The sequence below is a fragment of the Streptomyces sp. STAM6 genome, from assembly GCF_054963715.1.
The window spans coordinates 46,446-63,809 of sequence record NZ_JBUEFZ010000019.1; the positions used below are offsets into that span (position 1 = coordinate 46,446).

At 74.6% G+C, this 17,364-nt stretch carries 12 protein-coding genes and 1 riboswitch; of the genes, 5 read left to right on the plus strand and 7 right to left on the minus strand.

Annotated elements, in window-relative coordinates; translation table 11 throughout:
* Positions 1 to 177: 177 nt before the first annotated feature.
* The 3 genes from ACY34K_RS21565 to ACY34K_RS21575 are packed head-to-tail and all read right to left on the minus strand — an operon-like array spanning position 178 to position 3,796.
* Complete coding sequence (locus ACY34K_RS21565; RefSeq protein ID WP_462749472.1) at positions 178 to 1,671, minus strand: precorrin-2 C(20)-methyltransferase; 1,494 nt, start codon at positions 1,669 to 1,671, stop codon at positions 178 to 180.
* A complete protein-coding gene (locus ACY34K_RS21570) occupies positions 1,668 to 2,318 on the minus strand; it encodes a precorrin-8X methylmutase (protein ID WP_462749475.1) in 651 nt (216 codons plus the stop codon). The genes ACY34K_RS21565 and ACY34K_RS21570 overlap by 4 nt, the downstream gene beginning before the upstream one ends.
* Positions 2,315 to 3,796, minus strand: a complete 1,482-nt coding sequence (locus ACY34K_RS21575; protein ID WP_462749478.1) for a cobalamin biosynthesis protein CobG — start codon at positions 3,794 to 3,796, stop codon at positions 2,315 to 2,317. The genes ACY34K_RS21570 and ACY34K_RS21575 overlap by 4 nt, the downstream gene beginning before the upstream one ends.
* 43 nt (positions 3,797 to 3,839) lie before the next feature.
* Positions 3,840 to 3,970: riboswitch (cobalamin riboswitch) on the plus strand.
* Positions 3,971 to 4,008: 38 nt separating this feature from the next.
* Here ACY34K_RS21575 and cobN point away from each other — a divergent pair.
* From cobN to ACY34K_RS21590, 3 genes are read left to right on the plus strand one after another with little or no spacing between them, the layout of a single operon-like run.
* Positions 4,009 to 7,653 (plus strand): cobaltochelatase subunit CobN, encoded by a 3,645-nt coding sequence (cobN, locus tag ACY34K_RS21580; protein ID WP_462749481.1) that lies wholly within the window; start codon positions 4,009 to 4,011, stop codon positions 7,651 to 7,653.
* A complete protein-coding gene (locus tag ACY34K_RS21585; protein WP_462749483.1) occupies positions 7,650 to 8,351 on the plus strand; it encodes a GNAT family N-acetyltransferase in 702 nt (233 codons plus the stop codon). The genes cobN and ACY34K_RS21585 overlap by 4 nt, the downstream gene beginning before the upstream one ends.
* Positions 8,352 to 8,363: 12 nt before the next feature.
* Positions 8,364 to 9,245, plus strand: a complete 882-nt coding sequence (locus tag ACY34K_RS21590) for an NAD(P)H-binding protein (protein ID WP_462749486.1) — start codon at positions 8,364 to 8,366, stop codon at positions 9,243 to 9,245.
* An 81-nt stretch (positions 9,246 to 9,326) separates the two neighbouring features.
* Here the strand turns inward: ACY34K_RS21590 and ACY34K_RS21595 are convergent, their stop codons facing one another.
* Both ACY34K_RS21595 and ACY34K_RS21600 read right to left on the minus strand, forming a co-directional pair.
* A complete protein-coding gene (locus tag ACY34K_RS21595; RefSeq protein ID WP_462749487.1) occupies positions 9,327 to 10,538 on the minus strand; it encodes a threonine synthase in 1,212 nt (403 codons plus the stop codon).
* A gap of 12 nt (positions 10,539 to 10,550) precedes the next feature.
* Positions 10,551 to 11,804 carry an MFS transporter gene (locus ACY34K_RS21600; RefSeq protein WP_462749489.1) on the minus strand — a complete coding sequence of 418 codons (1,254 nt, stop codon included), beginning with the start codon at positions 11,802 to 11,804 and terminating at the stop codon, positions 10,551 to 10,553.
* Positions 11,805 to 11,959: 155 nt separating this feature from the next.
* Between ACY34K_RS21600 and ACY34K_RS21605 the strand changes: the two genes are divergently transcribed.
* Together ACY34K_RS21605 and ACY34K_RS21610 are read left to right on the plus strand one after the other, a co-directional pair.
* Positions 11,960 to 13,732: an alpha/beta hydrolase gene (locus tag ACY34K_RS21605; protein WP_462749491.1), complete on the plus strand. Its 1,773-nt coding sequence runs from the start codon at positions 11,960 to 11,962 to the stop codon at positions 13,730 to 13,732.
* Between the two features lie 78 nt (positions 13,733 to 13,810).
* The gene (locus tag ACY34K_RS21610; RefSeq protein WP_462749494.1) at positions 13,811 to 14,989 is read left to right on the plus strand and encodes a DUF418 domain-containing protein; all 1,179 of its coding nucleotides are present in this window, start codon (positions 13,811 to 13,813) and stop codon (positions 14,987 to 14,989) included.
* 34 nt (positions 14,990 to 15,023) lie between these two features.
* Here ACY34K_RS21610 and ACY34K_RS21615 read toward each other — a convergent pair whose 3' ends face one another.
* Together ACY34K_RS21615 and ACY34K_RS21620 are read right to left on the minus strand one after the other, a co-directional pair.
* The gene (locus tag ACY34K_RS21615) at positions 15,024 to 15,959 is read right to left on the minus strand and encodes a nucleoside hydrolase (RefSeq protein WP_462749496.1); all 936 of its coding nucleotides are present in this window, start codon (positions 15,957 to 15,959) and stop codon (positions 15,024 to 15,026) included.
* Positions 15,944 to 17,236: a D-alanyl-D-alanine carboxypeptidase family protein gene (locus ACY34K_RS21620; protein ID WP_462749498.1), complete on the minus strand. Its 1,293-nt coding sequence runs from the start codon at positions 17,234 to 17,236 to the stop codon at positions 15,944 to 15,946. The genes ACY34K_RS21615 and ACY34K_RS21620 overlap by 16 nt, the downstream gene beginning before the upstream one ends.
* Positions 17,237 to 17,364: the final 128 nt, after the last annotated feature.

Consider the following 17,364-nt stretch of genomic DNA (forward strand, 5'->3'; position numbering starts at 1 on the left):
CCGGCCGAGCGCCGGACGACCCCGCGGGTGCGCCGTGGGCCTCGGCCTCGGCGTGCGGGCGGGCACCGAGCCGGCCCGGAGGCGGGGAGCGTCGCCCACCGGGTGAACGCCGTACCCGCCGGCGCGCGCACTGGCCCGGCACGGGGCCCCGGCGGGCCCGTGCGGCTGCGAGCGGGGCTACGCCTCCGGGTACCGCCGCGGGGTCCACGCGACCGTCCCGCCGTCGCCCCTCCGGACCGCCTGGGTCTGCGAGGAGCCGATGAGCAGCAGGGTGCGCATGTCGACCTCGGCCGGATCCAGGTCCACGAGGGGCAGGACGCGGACCGACTCCTCCGGGCCGCCCACGTCACGGGCGACGACCACGGGCGTGTCCGGGGCGCGGTGCTCCAGCAGCAGCTCCCGGGCCTTGGCGACCTGCCACGTGCGGCTGCGCGAGCCGGGGTTGTACAGGGCGAGGACCAGGTCGGCGGCCGCCGCGGAGGCCAGCCGGCGCGCGATGACCTCCCAGGGCTTGAGCCGGTCGGAGAGCGAGATCGTCGCGTAGTCGTGGCCCAGCGGGGCACCCGCCTTCGCGGCGGCCGCGTTCGCCGCGGTGACACCGGGCAGGACGCGCACCGGCACATCGGCGTACGGCTCCTGGGACGCGGCCTCCAGGACCGCCGTGGCCATGGCGAAGACGCCCGGGTCGCCGCCCGACACGACCGCGACGCGGCGTCCGCGCCGGGCGAGGTCCAGGGCGAACTCGGCCCGCTCCGACTCGACCTTGTTGTCGGAGCCGTGCCGCCGCTGGCCGGGGCGTACCGGCACCCGGTCGAGGTAGGTCGTGTAGCCCACCAGGTCGTCGGCGTTGGCCAGCGCGCCGCGGGACTCCGGGGTCAGCCAGGGCGCGCCCGCCGGGCCGGTGCCCACCACGAGGACCTCGCCGCCCGTCTCCCGTGCCTCCGGAGCCACGGCGTCGACCCGGGAGGGCAGCACGGCCACCGAGAAGTACGGGACCGTCGACGGGTCCACGGCCGCCAGCTCCCCGGTCCGCTCACCTGCCATGAACGCCCGCTCCACGTACCGCGCGTCCTCCAGCCGGCCGGCCCGCTCCAGGGCGCGGCGCACGGTCGGGAAGGTGCGGCCGAGCTTCATCACGACCGCGGAGTCCGTGCCCGCGAGGCGCGCCGTCAGCTCGTCCTCCGGCAGCGTGCCGGGGATGATCGTGAGGACTTCCTCGGCCTCGCACAGCGGTTCGCCGAGCCGGGCGGCCGCCGCGCTCACCGAGGTGACACCGGGGATCACCGTGGTGTCGTAGCGGTGCGCCAGGCGCTTGTGCATGTGCTGGTAGGAGCCGTAGAAGAGCGGGTCGCCCTCGGCGAGGACGGCGACGGTCCGGCCCGCGTCGAGATGGGCCGCGAGCCGCGCGGACGCCTCCTCGTAGAAGTCGTTCAGGGCGCCGCGGTAACCGCCGGGGTGGTCCGTGGTCTCCACCGTGAGCGGGTACATCAGCCGCTCCTCGATGTGGTCCTCGCGGATGTGCTCCGCCGCGATCGACCGTGCTATCGAGCGGCCGTGCCGCGCCGAGTGGTACGCGATCACGTCGGCGGCCGCGATGGCCTTCACCGCCGCCACCGTCATCAGGTTCGGGTCGCCGGGGCCGAGCCCGACCCCGTACAGCTTTCCGCTCATGCCTGGATCTCCGCCTCGTGGGCGATCGCGTTGATCGCGGCCGCCGCCATCGCGCTGCCGCCGCGCCGGCCGCGCACCACCAGGTGGTCGACGCCCGAGACGTGCTCCGCGAGGGCGTCCTTGGACTCGGCCGCGCCGATGAAGCCCACCGGTACGCCGATCACGGCGGCCGGGAGGGGCGCGCCCGCATCGATCATCTCGAGCAGGCGGAACAGGGCGGTGGGGGCGTTGCCGATGGCGACGACCGATCCTTCGAGCCGGTCGCGCCACAGCTCCAGCGCGGCGGCGCTGCGCGTGGTGCCGAGCTCGGCGGCGAGCGCCGGCACGGAGGGGTCGGAGAGCGTGCAGATCACGTCGTTGTCGGCGGGCAGGCGCTTGCGTGTGACCCCGCTCGCCACCATCTGCGCGTCGCAGAGGATCGGCGCACCGGCGCGCAGCGCCTCGCGGGCGCGGGCGACCACCTTCGGTGTGTGGGCGAGGTCGCGGACGAGGTCGACCATGCCGCAGGCGTGGATCATCCGCACGGCGACCTGGCTGACGTCGGCGGGCAGGCCCGCGAGATCCGCCTCGGCGCGGATCGTGGCAAAGGACTGGCGGTAGATCTCCGCGCCGTCCTTCTCGTAGTCGAACACTCTGCTCTCGCTCATCTCGTAGTACGGGCCCTCGTGATCGCGTCGGCCAGGCTCGCGCCGCCGGCGGCCTGGCCTGTCGGTACGTCGTGTTCCGCCGTGCCCCGTACGGTCACCCGGTACGTGCCGTCGCCGGTCGCGACGGCGTCCACCCACGTGCCGCGCGGGTGGCCGCAGCGGCGCTCGCAGCCCGACCAGTGGACCGGCAGGGGGCGCGGGCCGCCCTCGCGGGGGCCGTTCGGGCCGCGGGCGTCGCCGGGTGTGGCGTCGGCCCGCACGTCGGACAGGGACTTGGCGCAGCCCGGCCGGCCGGTGCAGGCGCTGACGCCGAGCCAGGGTGAGTCGGCGCGGGTGAGGAATCCGGCCGCGTCCAGGGCAGCGAGCCGTTCCGCGGCCGCGGCGCGGTCGGCGAGGCCCGACAGGACGAATCCGCGCCAGGGGGTGGCCCGTACCTCCCCGGCCGGCACCAGGGCGCGGAACTGCGCGCTGGTCACCCGCCCGAGGGGTGCGAGTACGGACAGGGCGCCGTCCCCGACCAGCCCGAGCCCGGGAGGCGACCCCACGGGTACGGGAACCGGGCCCGCGCCACGTGTGTCCGTGCCCCGTACGTCGACGCTCCGGGCATCCGCGCCCCGTGCGTCCGTGCCGCGGGTACCCGCGCCGCGTGCGTAAGCGCCCGGGAACTGCCGCGCGGCGGTCGCCCCGCTCGCCGACCCGGCGTCCTCGGGCCCGCTCGTCGCCGGCGCGTCCGCCGCCTCCGAGGCGATCCCCGCGGCCGCCAGGGCCGATTCCACGTCCACGTCCTGGCCGTCCGGCAGCTCGCCCGCCCGCCAGGCGCCCGTGCCCGCCTCCCGCACGGCCGCCAGGAAGGCGCGGGCCGCGGCCAGAGCGGCGCGCGGCGCGTCCGCGGCGGGCACCCGGCGGAAGGGGTGCGCTCCCACCCGTACCAGGGCGGAAGCGGCATCCGGGGCTGCGAGCAAGGTCACATCTCCGCCGAGCGCCGCCACGTCGCCGCGCCCGTCGTCGAGGGCGAAGAGGAAACGCCCGGACAGGGCCGTCGCCCAGGGGGCGGCGCAGATCAGGGAGTCCAGTTCGCGGGCCCACAACTGGACGTCGGCGTAGCCGAGTCCGTCCAGCCCGGCCAAGGGGGAGGCCACCACATTGCGTACGCGTTCATGGGTGTCGGAGGGCAGCAGCCCGGCGTCCCGCAACAGCCGGGCCAGGGCGAGCCCGCAGTCCTCACCGAGGCCCCTGAGCTCGATGTTGCCGCGTGAGGTGAGAGTGAGACGCCCGTCACCCAGCCGGTCGGCGGCGTCCGCCAGCACCAGCACCTGATGGGACGTCAAAAGACCTGCGGGCAGGCGGAGTCGGGCCAGGCCGCCGTCGTCAGCCCGGTGCAGTCGCAGCGCACCCGGGCAGGCGTCACCGCGGTCCCGTATGTGAGCTTCACCCCGGTCCGGGGTTTTTGGTGAGCTGGGCGGCATGGCGGCGAGCATACCCACGTCCTTCCAGGTGCCCGCCCTGCGGCGAGGGCGCAGGATCTACTATGCAGACGGCACAGGGTCCCAGGGCCCTAGGGAGGAAGCCCGGTGGAAATCCGGCGCGGTCCCGCCACTGTGAGTCCGGCCCCGGCCGGGCGAGTCAGGAACTCCCGCCGTCCTTACGACCACCCGGGGCGCGGACACCCCGAGGAAGGCCTGCGCACGCCATGACGCCCGCGACCACGCCCGAGGCGACGCCCACCCCGGCGCCCGCGACGACGATCCTGCTGCTGTCGCACTCCGACACCGACCTGCTGAGCGCCCGCGCGGCCGGCGGCCCGGTGGAGTACCGGTTCGCGAACCCCGCCCGGCTGCCGCTGGACGACGTGCCCCGGCTCCTCGACGGCGCCGACCTGGTCGTCGTGCGCCTCCTCGGCGGCGTCCGCGCATGGGAGGAGGGCCTCCAGGCCGTCCGGGACGCCGGGAAGCCCGTGGTCGTCCTCACCGGCGAACAGGCCCCCGACGCCCAGCTGATGGAGACCTCCACCGTCCCCATCGGCATCGCGGCCGAGGCGCACGCCTACCTCGCCCACGGCGGTCCGGACAATCTGGAACAGCTCGCCCGTTTCCTCTCCGACACGGTTCTGCTCACCGGCCACGGCTTCGAGCCGCCGGCCGCCGCCCCCACCTGGGGCCCGCTGGAGCGGACCGCGCGGAACACCACCGGCCCCACCGTGGCCGTGCTCTACTACCGCGCCCACCACATGAGCGGCAACACCGCCTTCGTCGCCACCCTGTGCGAGGCGATCGAGGACGCCGGCGGGCAGGCCCTGCCGCTGTACGTGGCCTCCCTCCGCGCCCCCGAGCAGGAGCTCGTCGAGAACCTGCGGACGGCCGACGCCATCGTCACCACCGTCCTCGCCGCCGGCGGCACGAAGCCCGCCGAGGCGCAGGCCGGCGGAGACGACGAGTCGTGGGACGCGGGCGCCCTCGCCGCCCTCGACGTGCCGATCCTCCAGGCCCTCTGCCTGACCGGCCCGCGCTCCGCCTGGGAGGAGAACGACGAAGGGCTCTCCCCGCTGGACGCCGCGAGCCAGGTCGCCGTCCCCGAGTTCGACGGCCGGCTCATCACCGTCCCGTTCTCCTTCAAGGAGATCGACGAGGACGGCCTGCCCGCCTATGTCGCGGACACCGAACGCGCCGCCCGGGTCGCCGGCATCGCGGTCCGTCACGCCCGCCTGCGCCACATCCCGAACGCCGACAAGCGCCTGGCGCTGGTCCTCTCCGCGTACCCGACCAAGCACTCCCGCATCGGCAACGCCGTCGGCCTCGACACCCCCGCGTCCGCGGTCGCGCTGCTGCGCCGGCTGCGCGAGGAGGGCTACGACTTCGGTGACGAGGACGTGCCGGGCCTGGCGACCGGCGACGGCGACGAGCTGATCTACGCGCTGATCGAGGCCGGCGGCCACGACCAGGCCTGGCTCACCGAGGAACAGCTGGCCAGGAACCCGGTCCGCATCCCGGCCGCCGACTACCGGCGCTGGTACGCGAAGCTGCCGCGGGAGCTGCGCGACCAGGTCGAGGAGCACTGGGGCCCGGCGCCGGGCGAGATGTTCCTGGACCGCTCCCGCAATCCGGAGGGCGACATCGTGCTCGCCGCCCTGCGCCGCGGGAACCTGCTGATCCTCATCCAGCCGCCGCGCGGCTTCGGCGAGAACCCGATCGCGATCTACCACGACCCGGATCTGCCGCCGTCGCACCACTACCTGGCCGCCTACCGCTGGATCGCCGCCGCCCGCGAGGACGGTGGCTTCGGCGCCGACGCCATGGTCCACCTCGGCAAGCACGGCAACCTGGAGTGGCTGCCCGGCAAGAACGCGGGCCTGTCCGCCGCCTGCGGCCCCGACGCCGCGCTCGGCGACATCCCGCTGGTCTACCCCTTCCTGGTCAACGACCCGGGCGAGGGCACCCAGGCCAAGCGCCGCGTCCACGCCACCCTCGTCGACCACCTGGTGCCGCCGATGGCCCGTGCCGAGTCGTACGGCGACATCACGCGCCTGGAGCAGCTGCTCGACGAGTACGCGCAGATCTCCTCCATGGACCCGTCCAAGCTGCCCGCCATCCGCGCCCAGATCTGGACGCTGATCCAGGCCGCCAAGCTCGACCACGACCTGGGCCTGGAGGACCGTCCGGACGACGACGGGTTCGACGACTTCCTGCTGCACGTCGACGGCTGGCTCTGCGAGGTCAAGGACGCCCAGATCCGCGACGGTCTGCACGTCCTCGGCGGCGCCCCCACCGGTCCCGAGCGGGTCAACCTGGTCCTCTCCATCCTGCGTGCCCGGCAGATCTGGGGCGGTACGCAGTCCCTGCCCGGCCTCCGCGAGGCCCTGGGCCTGGACGAGTCCGCCGCCACCCGCACGACCGCCGACGAGGCGGAGGCGAAGGCCCGGGCCCTGGTCGAGGCGATGGAGGCCGCCGGCTGGAACCCGGACGCCGTCACCGCGGTCGCCGAGGGACACGACCCGGCCGTCGCCACGATCCTCGACTTCGCCGCCCGCCAGGTCGTCCCGCGCCTCGCCGCCACCACGGACGAGCTGCACCACGCCGTCCACGCCCTGAACGGCGGCTTCGTGCCGGCCGGGCCGTCCGGCTCGCCGCTGCGCGGCCTGGTCAACGTGCTGCCGACGGGCCGCAATTTCTACTCCGTCGACCCCAAGGCCGTCCCCTCGCGCCTCGCGTGGGAGACCGGCCAGGCGCTGGCCGACTCGCTCCTGGAGCGGTACCGCGCCGACAACGGCGAGTGGCCCACCTCCGTCGGCCTGTCCCTGTGGGGCACGAGCGCGATGCGCACCGCCGGCGACGACGTCGCCGAGGCGCTCGCCCTGCTCGGCATCCGGCCCGTCTGGGACGACGCCTCGCGCCGCGTCACCGGTCTGGAGCCGATCCCGCTCGCGGAGCTCGGCCGCCCCCGCATCGATGTGACGCTGCGCATCTCGGGCTTCTTCCGCGACGCGTTCCCGCACACCATCGGCCTGCTCGACGACGCCGTGCGGCTCGCCGCCTCGCTCGACGAGCCGGACGCCGACAACCACGTGCGGGCCCACACCCGCGCCGACCTCGCCGAGCACGGCGACGAACGCCGCGCTACCACCCGGATCTTCGGCTCCCGTCCGGGGACGTACGGGGCGGGCATCCTCCAGCTGATCGACTCCCGGGACTGGCGCACCGACGCCGACCTCGCCGAGGTGTACACGGTGTGGGGCGGCTACGCCTACGGCCGCGAGATGGACGGCCGCCCGGCGCGCGAGGAGATGGAGACCGCGTACAAGCGCATCGCGGTCGCGGCGAAGAACACCGACACCCGCGAGCACGACATCGCGGACTCCGACGACTACTTCCAGTACCACGGAGGCATGGTCGCCACCGTCCGCGCGCTCAAGGGCACCGCCCCCGAGGCGTACATCGGCGACTCGACCCGGCCGGAGACGGTCCGCACCCGCACCCTCGTCGAGGAGACCTCCCGGGTCTTCCGCGCCCGCGTGGTCAACCCCAAGTGGATCGAGGCGATGCGCCGCCACGGCTACAAGGGCGCCTTCGAACTGGCGGCCACCGTGGACTACCTCTTCGGGTACGACGCCACGACCGGAGTCGTCGCCGACTGGATGTACGACAAGCTGACGCAGACCTACGTCCTGGACCCGGAGAACCGGCAGTTCCTCCAGGAGGCCAACCCCTGGGCGCTGCACGGTATCGCCGAACGGCTGCTGGAGGCCGAGTCCCGCGGCATGTGGGCCAAGCCGGACCCGCAGGTGCTGGAGCAGCTGCGGCAGGTGTTCCTGGAGACGGAAGGCGAGCTGGAGGGCGAGTGACCATCACCGTGGGCGGGGCGGACAAGGAACTGTCCGCCCGACTCGACAAGGAACTGACGGCCTTCAACCAGGCCGCCACCGGAGCCGCCGACGAAGCGGAGCTGTCGGTCCGGGCCACGGACGAGTCCGGTGAGCTCATCGGCGGGCTCACGGGCTGGACGTGGGGCGGTCTGGGCGGCGTCAGCATGCTGTGGGTGCACGAGGACCACCGCAAGGACGGCGTCGGCTCGCGGCTCATGCGCGCCGCCGAGGACGAGGCGCGGCGCCGGGGCTGCGACCGGATGATCGTGTCGTCGTTCTCCTTCCAGGCGCCGCCGTTCTACCGGCGCCTGGGGTACGTCGAGACGGGCCGCTCCGAGGGCATCCCCGGTGGGAACGTCGACGTCCACTTCTACAAGTCGCTTCAGCCGCAGGCCGCGCCGCTCTTCCGCCTCGCCGTCCTCCTCGACTTCGCGGCGGACGCCCGTGACGAGGCGATGGCGTACGAGGAGAAGGTGCTGGCCCTGCTGCCCCGGCACGGCGGCCGTCTGGAGCGCCGGATGCGCACCGGCGACGGGCTGTCGGAGGTGCACCTGCTGACGTTCGCCTCGCGGGAGGGCTACCGCGCCTATCTGGCCGACCCCGAGCGCGCGGCGGCCGGTGGCCCGGACGGGCGTGTCACCGCGCGCGTGCTGGAGGTCACCGAGGTGTACGCCTGACACACTCGCCCCATGTCGTCCGTCATCGCGATCACCGGGGCCAGTGGCCGGATCGGCAAGCGGGTCGCCCGGCGTCTCTCCGACCGTGGGGTGCGCACCCGGCTCGTGGGCCGGGACCCCGCCCGGCTGCCCGATCTGCCCGGCGCGGTGAAGGCGGCCCCCGCCGCGTACGGCGACGGTGAGGCGATGCGCCGCGCCCTCGACGGCGCGGACACGCTGTTCCTGGTGTCCGCGCACGAGAAGCCCGGCCGGGTCCAGGAGCACCGCACGGCGGTGGACGCGGCGGTGGCGGCGGGCGTCGGGCGGATCGTGTACGTGTCGTTCCTGGGCGCCGCGCCCCGGGCGACGTTCACCTTCGCCCGCGACCACTGGCACACCGAGCGGTACATCGCCGGCCGTGGCGTGCGGCACACCTTCCTGCGGGACAGCTGGTACCTCTCGGGGTTCGCGGCGATGGCCGGTACGGACGGGGTGATCCGCGGCCCGGCGGGCGACGGCCGGGTCGCCGCCGTGGCCCACTCCGACATCGCCGACGTGGCGGCGGCGGTCCTCGTCGGCGGCGCCGAGCACGGCGGCGCCGAGCACGACGGCGCCACGTACGACGTGACCGGCGAGGAGGCGCTCACGCTCGCCGAGGCGGCCGCGGAGCTGTCCCGCGCCGCCGGCCGGACCGTCACCTACGTCCCGGAGACCCGCGAGGAGGCGTACGCGTCCCGGGCCGGACACGGCGCGGAGGACTGGGAGGTCACCGGCTGGGTGACCTCCTACGAGGCCATCGCGGCGGGTGAGATGAGCACGGTCGCCGACACGGTCAGGCGCCTGACCGGACACCCGCCCCTGACCCTGCGGGAGTATCTGGCCGCCCACCCGCGCGTGTACGCCCATCTGCGGTGACGGGCGGCCGGGCGCCGGGCGGTCAGGAAGGCCGCCGGCCGGTCCAGGACCGTGCGCCCATCGCCCGGTTCCGGCCGGCGCTCAGCCGATGCCGGCCGCCCGCAGGGTCCGCGAGACGGAGTCCCACGTCGGCTCCACCGGCAGCAGCGGCGAGCGGCTCGCGCCGATGTCCTTGAAGCCGCTGGAGGTGGAGACGCACACCACCGGCCCGTCGAAGCCGCCCTCGGCGGCCCGCAGCTGCCGGTACCCGGCGAGACCCGCGGCGGCCGAGAGCTCCGCCCACACGCCCTGACCGGACAGCTCGTCCCCGGCCCGGCGCAGCTCCTCGTCCGTGACCAGCAGCGCGCCGCCCCCGCTGTCGAGGACCGCGCGGACGCCCCGGTGGCCGCCGACCGAGCAGTCGATGGCGTACGCGTCGGTGGGGCCGACCGGCACCACGGCCGCGGGGGCCCCGGTCCTGACGGCCGCGGCGAGCGGCCCGCCGGCCGCCGGCTCGCAGCCGAACATCCGGGGCACCCGGTCCGTGACCCCGAGCCGGCGCAGCTCGCGAAAGCCCTTCCAGACCCCGAACAGCAGCTCGCCGTAGCCCGTCGGCACGAACACGGCCGCCGGCACGCCCAGTTCGGCGTGGATCTCGTAGGCGATGGTCTTGTAGCCCTCCGGGCCGAAGGGATGCCCGGTGTGGGTGCGGGTCAGGTTGCTGACGGTGTGGAACCCGAGGCGCTCGCCGATCGTGTCGAGCAGCGGCCAGCGGGCCTCCTGCGCCACGGGCAGCACGACCGCGCCGTAGGCCCGGAGGAACGACGCCACCGCCGGGGGCGCGCCCGCCGACGCGAGGACGACGCACGGCAGTCCGGCGCGGGCCGCGTACGCGGCGGCCGACGCGCCGTGGTTGCCGGAGGACGCCACGGCGACGCCGGGCGCGCCGACGTGGACCGCGGTGCTGACCGCGACCCGGTTGAGCCGGTCCTTGTGGCTCCAGGTCGGATTGCGCGACTCGTCCTTGATCCACAGTCCGTCGCCGAAGGACAGCAGCGCCGTGCCGCCCTCGCCGAGGCCGGGCGCGTCGAGCGGCGGCAGCAGCGGCGCCCAGCGGTCCAGCCCGCCGCCGGCGGTGGCGGCGCTGAACAGCCCCTCGGGAACGTCGTCGTAGGCGTAGTCCACCTCCACCGGGTGGACCACCTCGGGCGTCGCCGTGCGCGGGCATCCGCGCAGGAGCGGCGGCCACAGCGGATAGTGCAGACCGGGGTCGCCCATCGACTGCTGCGACCTGGCCAGTGACAGCGTGCGCATGCCGCCACTCAATCACGCGGGCTCGGGTGCCCGCCGGTCGTCCAGCCCCTGGCGTGTGCGCACCGGGGAGAGGAGGACCGGCAGGAACGCCAGGGCGAGCAGCGCGCCGCCCACCCACAGCGCCGCCCGCACACCGGCCAGTTCGCCGATCAGGCCCGCCAGGGCGGCGCCGGCGGCCAGCGCACCGGTCAGCACGAAACGGAAAGTCGCGTTCATACGGCCGAGCAGCTCGTCCGAGGTCATCCGCTGGCGCAGACTCACTCCGAGGACGTTGTTCATCCCGGTCTTGAACAGGATCAGCGTCCAGGCCGCGCCGGCCACCCACAGCCGTCCGCCCCGGTCGACGAGCGGCACCAGCAGTCCGGCCGGGGCGACGCACAGTCCGACCAGGCCCAGGGTCCGGCCGAGGCCGAGCCGCCCGGCGACGTACCGGGCGCAGCGGGCGCCGAGGAGGACCCCGACCCCGCCCGCCGCCCAGAACAGGCCCAGGGTGCCCTCCGCCAGGCCCAGTTCGCGGATGAACAGCACCGGAACCATCGTGTTGACCATCTGTGCGCCGAGGTTGGAGAGCGCTGCCGTGAGCGCGAGGGCCCGCAGCTCCTTGTCGCCGAAGACGTGCCGCAGCCCCTCCGCGATCCGGCCGCCCAGCCCGGTGGCCGGACCGGCCGGGCGCGGAGACGGTTCCGGAGTGCCGCGGAGCGCCATCAGGCGCAGGGCGGATGCCAGATGCCCGGCGGCCGTGCACACCACGGCGAAGGGCGCCGTGAGCGCCTGGACCAGCCAGCCGCCCGCGCCGCGCCCGGCCACACTGGCCGCGGCCATCAGGCTGACCATGGCGGCGTTCGCCGGTACCAGGCCCTCGCGGCCCACCAGCCGGGGCAGCGTGCTCTGCGAGCCGACGTCGAAGAAGACGGTGGCGCACCCGGTCAGCAGCACGACGGCGTACAACTGCCAGAGGGTCAGGGTTTCCAGCCACCAGGCGACCGGTACGGAGGCCAGCAGCGCGGCGCGCGCCAGGTCCGCGGCGACGAGCACACGCCGGTGGCGCATCCGGTCGACCCAGGCCCCCGCGGGCAGCCCGATGAGCAGGAACGCGGCCGTGCCGAGGGTCGCGAGCAGGCCGACCTGCCCGGGGCTCGCGCCGAGCGCCGACACGGCGATCAGCGGAACGGCGACGTAGCCGACGTTGGTGCCCAGCTGGCCGAGGACCGAGGCGCTGAAGAGGATGCGGAAGTCCGCTGACCGCCAGGGGGATTCGGGACGCATGGCATGACCGTCCCCCGAGCCGACGTCGAAGCACAAGCGAGAAATTCTCCATGATCTGTTCAGCAACGCTACGTCGTCAGAGGGAGTGGCCGGTCCTCGCCGCCGGTCCGTCAATGACCGGCCCCGTCCGGCCGCGCTGCGCTACGGTGCGGAGCATGCCGACCGAGGAGGGACAGCCCGCCGGTGTGTTGTCGCCCCGGCGACCGGCCGACACCACCCGCCGCCGCGACCCGGCGTTACGTCCCGAATCCGGCCGGCTCGTGCGGCGCCGGCCCGACCTCACCGCCCTCTGCGTCGCGACGGTCTTCTTCTGGCTCTCCCTCACGCCCTCCCTCGTCCCGCGCCCCTGGCTCCTCCAGGGGGTGACCGGCGGCATCACCGCCGCGATCGGGTACGCGCTCGGCGCGACCGTGAGCGGGCTGTTCCGGGCCCTCGTCGACCGCCGGCCGCCGGACCGGGTGCGGGTCCGGACAGGGGAGGCGTACTGGCTGCTCAGCCCCGCCGTCACCGCGTGGCTGCTGGCCGAGAGCGCCGACGCACAGCGCCGGTTGCGGCAGTTGCAGGAACTGCCCCCCACCCTGACCTGGCATCCGCCGCTGATCGCGGTCATCGCCGTCGCCCTCTGCGTCGTCCTCCTGGTCCTCGCCCGAACGGTGCGGCTCGGCGCCCGCCGGCTCATCCGGGTCCTCGCCCGCCGGCTGCCGCGTCCCGTCGCCGTCACCACCGGTCTGCTCGTCACCGCGCTGGTGGTGACGGTCGGCGTGCGGGACGTGGTCTTCGACCGGGGCATCGTCGATGTCGCCGACCGCATCGCCGAGACCACCAACCGCGGGACGAAGGCCGGAATCAGCCGCCCGGTGTCCCCCCTCGTCTCCGGCGGCCCCGGTTCCCTGATCCGCTGGAGCGAACTCGGCCACCAGGGACGGAACTTCACCGGAACGGTCCCCACCGGCCGCCGGATATCCGCCTTCACCGGCCGCCCCGCCAAAGACCCGATACGGGTCTACATCAGCTCGCAGCTCCCCCGGGCCTTCAGCGGGCAGGGCGAGGGGGAGGTCTTCGGTCCGCAGGCCCGGCTCGCGGTGCGCGAACTGGAGCGCACCGGCGCCTTCCGCCGGAAGGTGCTGGCCGTCGCGGGCACCACCGGCAGCGGGTGGATCGACTCGAACGTCGCGCAGTCCCTGGAGTACCTGCACGGCGGTGACACCGCGATCGTCGCCCTCCAGTACTCCTACCTGCCGTCCTGGGTCTCCTTCCTCGTCGACAAGGAGCAGGCCGGGAAGGCCACCCGCGCCCTGCTCACCGCGGTCCGGGACAAGCTCTCCACCCTCCCCGTCACGGACCGCCCCCGGCTGGTCGTGACCGGCGAGAGCCTCGGCGCCTACGCCATAGAGGCGTCCTTCGGTGACATCGAGGACCTGCTGGACTCCACCGACGGCGCACTGCTGCTCGGCACCCCCAACTTCTCCCCGCTTTCCCGGCAGGTGCGCGAGCAGCGCGACCCGGGCAGCCCGGTGTGGCGGCCGCAGTACCGGAAGGGGGTCAACGTACGGGTCGCCCAGTTCCCCGAGGAGGATCTGAGGCGGCCCGCCGGGCAGCGCTGGCGGTTCCCGCGCGTGGTGTACCTGCAGAACGCCTCCGACCCGATCGTGTGGTGGTCCACCGACCTGGTCCTCGAACGGCCCGAGTGGCTGGAGGGGGAACTGGGCCCGGACATCACCCCCGAGATCAACTGGTTCCCGTTCGTCGCCTTCTGGCAGACGACGCTCGACATGGCCGTCTCCTACGGGGTCCAGGCACCCCACGGCCACCGGTACGGGGCGGGCGCGGTGGACGGCTGGGCGGCCGTCGTGCCGCCGGAGGGGTGGACGGAGCAGGACACCCGCCGCCTGCGCCGCTACTTCGAAGGAAGGAAGACCCCCTACTAGCACCTGCACCTTTCGATGTAGCGGACTTCGCCCCTGGTCACGAAGAAACGGGCCGCCGCCGCGCGGACGATGGTGTGCATGACCGAGACGCTGCCCACCCCGACCGTGACCACCGGCCCCGCCGGAAGCCGTCTGGCGCTGCTCGACGTCCTGCGCGGAGCCGCCATCCTCGGCACGCTGATGACCAACGTATGGATCTTCACCGGCCCCGGCTCCGAGTGGGGCGTCCTGGAGACCGGCACCGGAGGCGCGGCGTTCGGGTCCGTCCCGGCGGCCGCCGAAAGCCTCTTCCGGCTCCTCGCCGACGGCAAGTTCCTGTCGCTGCTGACCATCCTGTTCGGCGTGGGGCTGGCGATCCAGTTCCGCTCGGCCGCCCGGCGCGGACAGCCCTGGCCGGGCCGCTACCGGTGGCGGGCCCTGTTCCTGTTCGCCGAGGGCACCGTGCACTTCGTCCTCGTCTTCGCCTGGGACGTCCTCATGGGGTACGCCGTCACGGCGCTGCTGGTGGCGTGGCTGCTGACCCGCTCCGAGAAGGCCCGCCGCCGGGTGATGTGGTGGGCGGGCGGGCTGCACCTGACGCTGATGGGGCTGGTGACGGCGGCACTGGCCGCCGCCCCCGAGGAGGGGGAGAGCACGGTCTCGCCGGAGGTCGTCGACCTGTACGCGCACGGCGGCTACCTCGACCAGGTCGCCTTCCGGCTGGAGAACGCCGTCGCGCTGCGCCTGGAGCCGGTGCTGACCTTCGGGCTGCTCGTCTTCCTCTTCCTGCTGGGCGTCCGGCTGTTCCGCGCGGGAGCGTTCGGCGCGGACGGGACCGGCCGGCGCATCCGTGCCCGGATGCTCGCCTGGGGCCTGGGCCTCGGCGTGCCGCTCACCGCGGCCGTCGCCCTGGCCGGCGAGGACTTCTACCTCCTGGGCCGGTACGGCGCGGCGCCGCTGATGGCGGTCGGCTACATCGGCCTGATCGGCGCCCTGGTGGACCGGGTGCGGCGGCCCGGCCCCTTCATGACCGGCCTCACGTCCGTCGGCCGCGCCGCCCTGTCGGGCTACGTCCTGCAGAACGTGCTGTGCGCCCTGGTCTCGTACGGCTTCGGCCTCGGCCTGGCCGAACGGCTCGGCGCGACCGGCCACCCCTGGTGGGTGATGGGCCTGTGGGCGGCGGTGAGCGCCGCTCTGATGGTGGGCTCCACGCTGTGGCTGCGCCGCTTCGACAACGGCCCGCTGGAGTCCGTGCAGAAGTGGGCGCTGCGCCGCTGAACCCGGGCGGGCCCGGCCGCCGGGCGCGGACCGGTCAGCCGCCCAGTGTGCGCACCGCCCCGATGACCAGGTCCCAGAACCGGGGGGCGTCCACGCCGACGCCCACCCGGGCGTTCGCCGGGCGCCCGGTCACGCCGTCCAGGTCGACGACGGTCGCGCCCCGGGTGTGCGTCCCGGTCAGCTCGACCGCGACCGGCGCGTCGACCAGCGTGATCAGTGCCGGGTCGATCAGGTGCGCCACGGTCAGCGGGTCGTGCAGCGGCGGGGCGGCGAACCCGAACACCTCGCGGTAGGTCGTGCCGAAGAACGTCAGGAGATCGACGCAGAGAGCCGCCAGGGGGGTGCCGAGCGCCTCGATCCGGGCCAGCACGTCGGGCGTCGCGGGCACCTGGTGGCTGACGTTCAGCCCGATCATGGTGACGGGCAGCCCGCTGGAGAACACGATGTCGGCGGCCTCGGGGTCGGAGGCGATGTTGAACTCGGCGGCGGGCGTGCGGTTCCCCCGTCCCGTGGACCCGCCCATCAGCACGATCCGCTCCACCCGGTCCAGGAGCCCGGGGTGCGCGAGCAGGAACGCGGCGATGTTGCTCAGCGGCCCGGTCGGCACGAGCGTCACCGGCTCCGGATGGGTGAGCAGCACGTCCCGTATCAGGGTGAGGGCGTCCCGCTCGTCCAGCGGGACGGTCGGCTCGCCGAATCCGGGGCCGTCGAGCCCCGAGTCGCCGTGGATGTCGTGGGCCACCATGCCGGGCCCGTGCAGCGGTCGCGCCAGCCCGGCGGCGACCGGCACGCCCTCGATGCCGGCGACCGTGCAGACCCGCCGGGCGTTGAGCGTCGTCTTCTCCAGCGTCTGGTTGCCGGCGACGGTGGTGATCCCGAGGAGGTCGATCGCCGGGTTCGCGGCGGCGAGCATGATGTTGAAGGCGTCGTCGTGCCCGGGGTCGCAGTCGAGGATCACCGGAACGGCCATGGAAGTCTCCTTCGTGACGGGGCCAGGTGTCCATCGTCCAGCCGCCGCCGCAGCAGCCACAGCCATGCCGCCGCCAGACACGCGGAGGCCACGAACGTCAGGGGCAGCAGCAGATACGGCCCGTCGTCCGGCGCCCCGCCGGTTGGGACGTCCGCCTGCGGGCCCGGGGCGGCCACGGCGCGGGCCACGACCGGCACCGACGCGGCGGCGGCCGGCGCTGCGGGGGACCGGCGGGCCACGACGGCCGTGGCCGACGGGGTCGCGCGCGGCGCGTCACCGCCGAGCGGCGGCGGCAGCAGCGAGCCCACCGGCCGCACCCGGCGGCCCGCCCCGAAGCCCCAGTCGAGCAGCTCCCGCGCCTCCTCGTACACGGCGTACGGACCTCCCGACCGGGGGTTCATCACCGTCACAACCAGGGTGCGGCCGCCCCGCCGGGCCGCGGCGATCAGGGTGTGGCCCGCGTTGCTCGTGTAGCCGTTCTTGACGCCGATGACGCCCGGGTAGCGGTCCACGCCGTCGTCGCCGGTGAGCAGCCGGTTGGTGTTGCGGATGCCGTACGACGAGCCGTCGCCGGGGAACTTGGCGTAGGGCGTGCCGGCGTAGCGGACGAAGTCGGGGTTCCGCAGCCCCGCCCGGCCGAAGACCGCCAGGTCGTAGGCGGACGACACCTGCCCCGGGGCGTCGTAGCCGTCCGGCGAGACGACGCGCGTGTCGCGGGCGCCGAGCCGCTCGGCCGTCCGCTGCATCTGCCGGACGGTGGACTGCCAGCCGCCGTTCAGGCTCGCCAGGACGCGCACGGCGTCGTTGCCGGAGCTGAGGAAGACCCCGTTCCACAGATCGGAGACCCGGTAGGTGAGATCCTCCTTCACCCCGACCAGGCTGCTGCCGTCGCCGATCCCCGCCAGCTCCCGCCCGGTGACCTTGTGCCGGGTCTGCCCGCCGATGCGGGGCAGCGCGGTGAGCGCGAACAGCGCCTTCAGCGTGGACGCCGGCGGCAGCCGCCGGTGCGCGTCGTGCGCGGCGAGTACGTCACCCGTGCGGGCGTCCGCCACCAGCCACGAACGCGCGGACAGCTCGGGCGGCCGTGTGGCGCCGGACGGCAGCCGCACCTGGGTGCCAGAGCGGTGCAGTACGGCCGGGTCGGCGCGCGGGGTCGCCCGCGGCGGCATCGGCTCGACGGGATGGGGCGCCGCCACCGCGGCCGCGGGGAACGACAGCAGGAGCAGGGACACGGCCGCGCCGCCCGCGGCCCGGAGCACTACAGAACTGACGGTCATTCAGCCAAGGTAGGAACGGCGCGCGCTTCCCGCAGTGCGGCGTGCGCCGACCGGACTACGCGGCGGGCGGCCGCCCGGCGCCCCTGCTATCCACGAAGGAGGCAACGCGTCCGTGGGGGGCCCGCCGA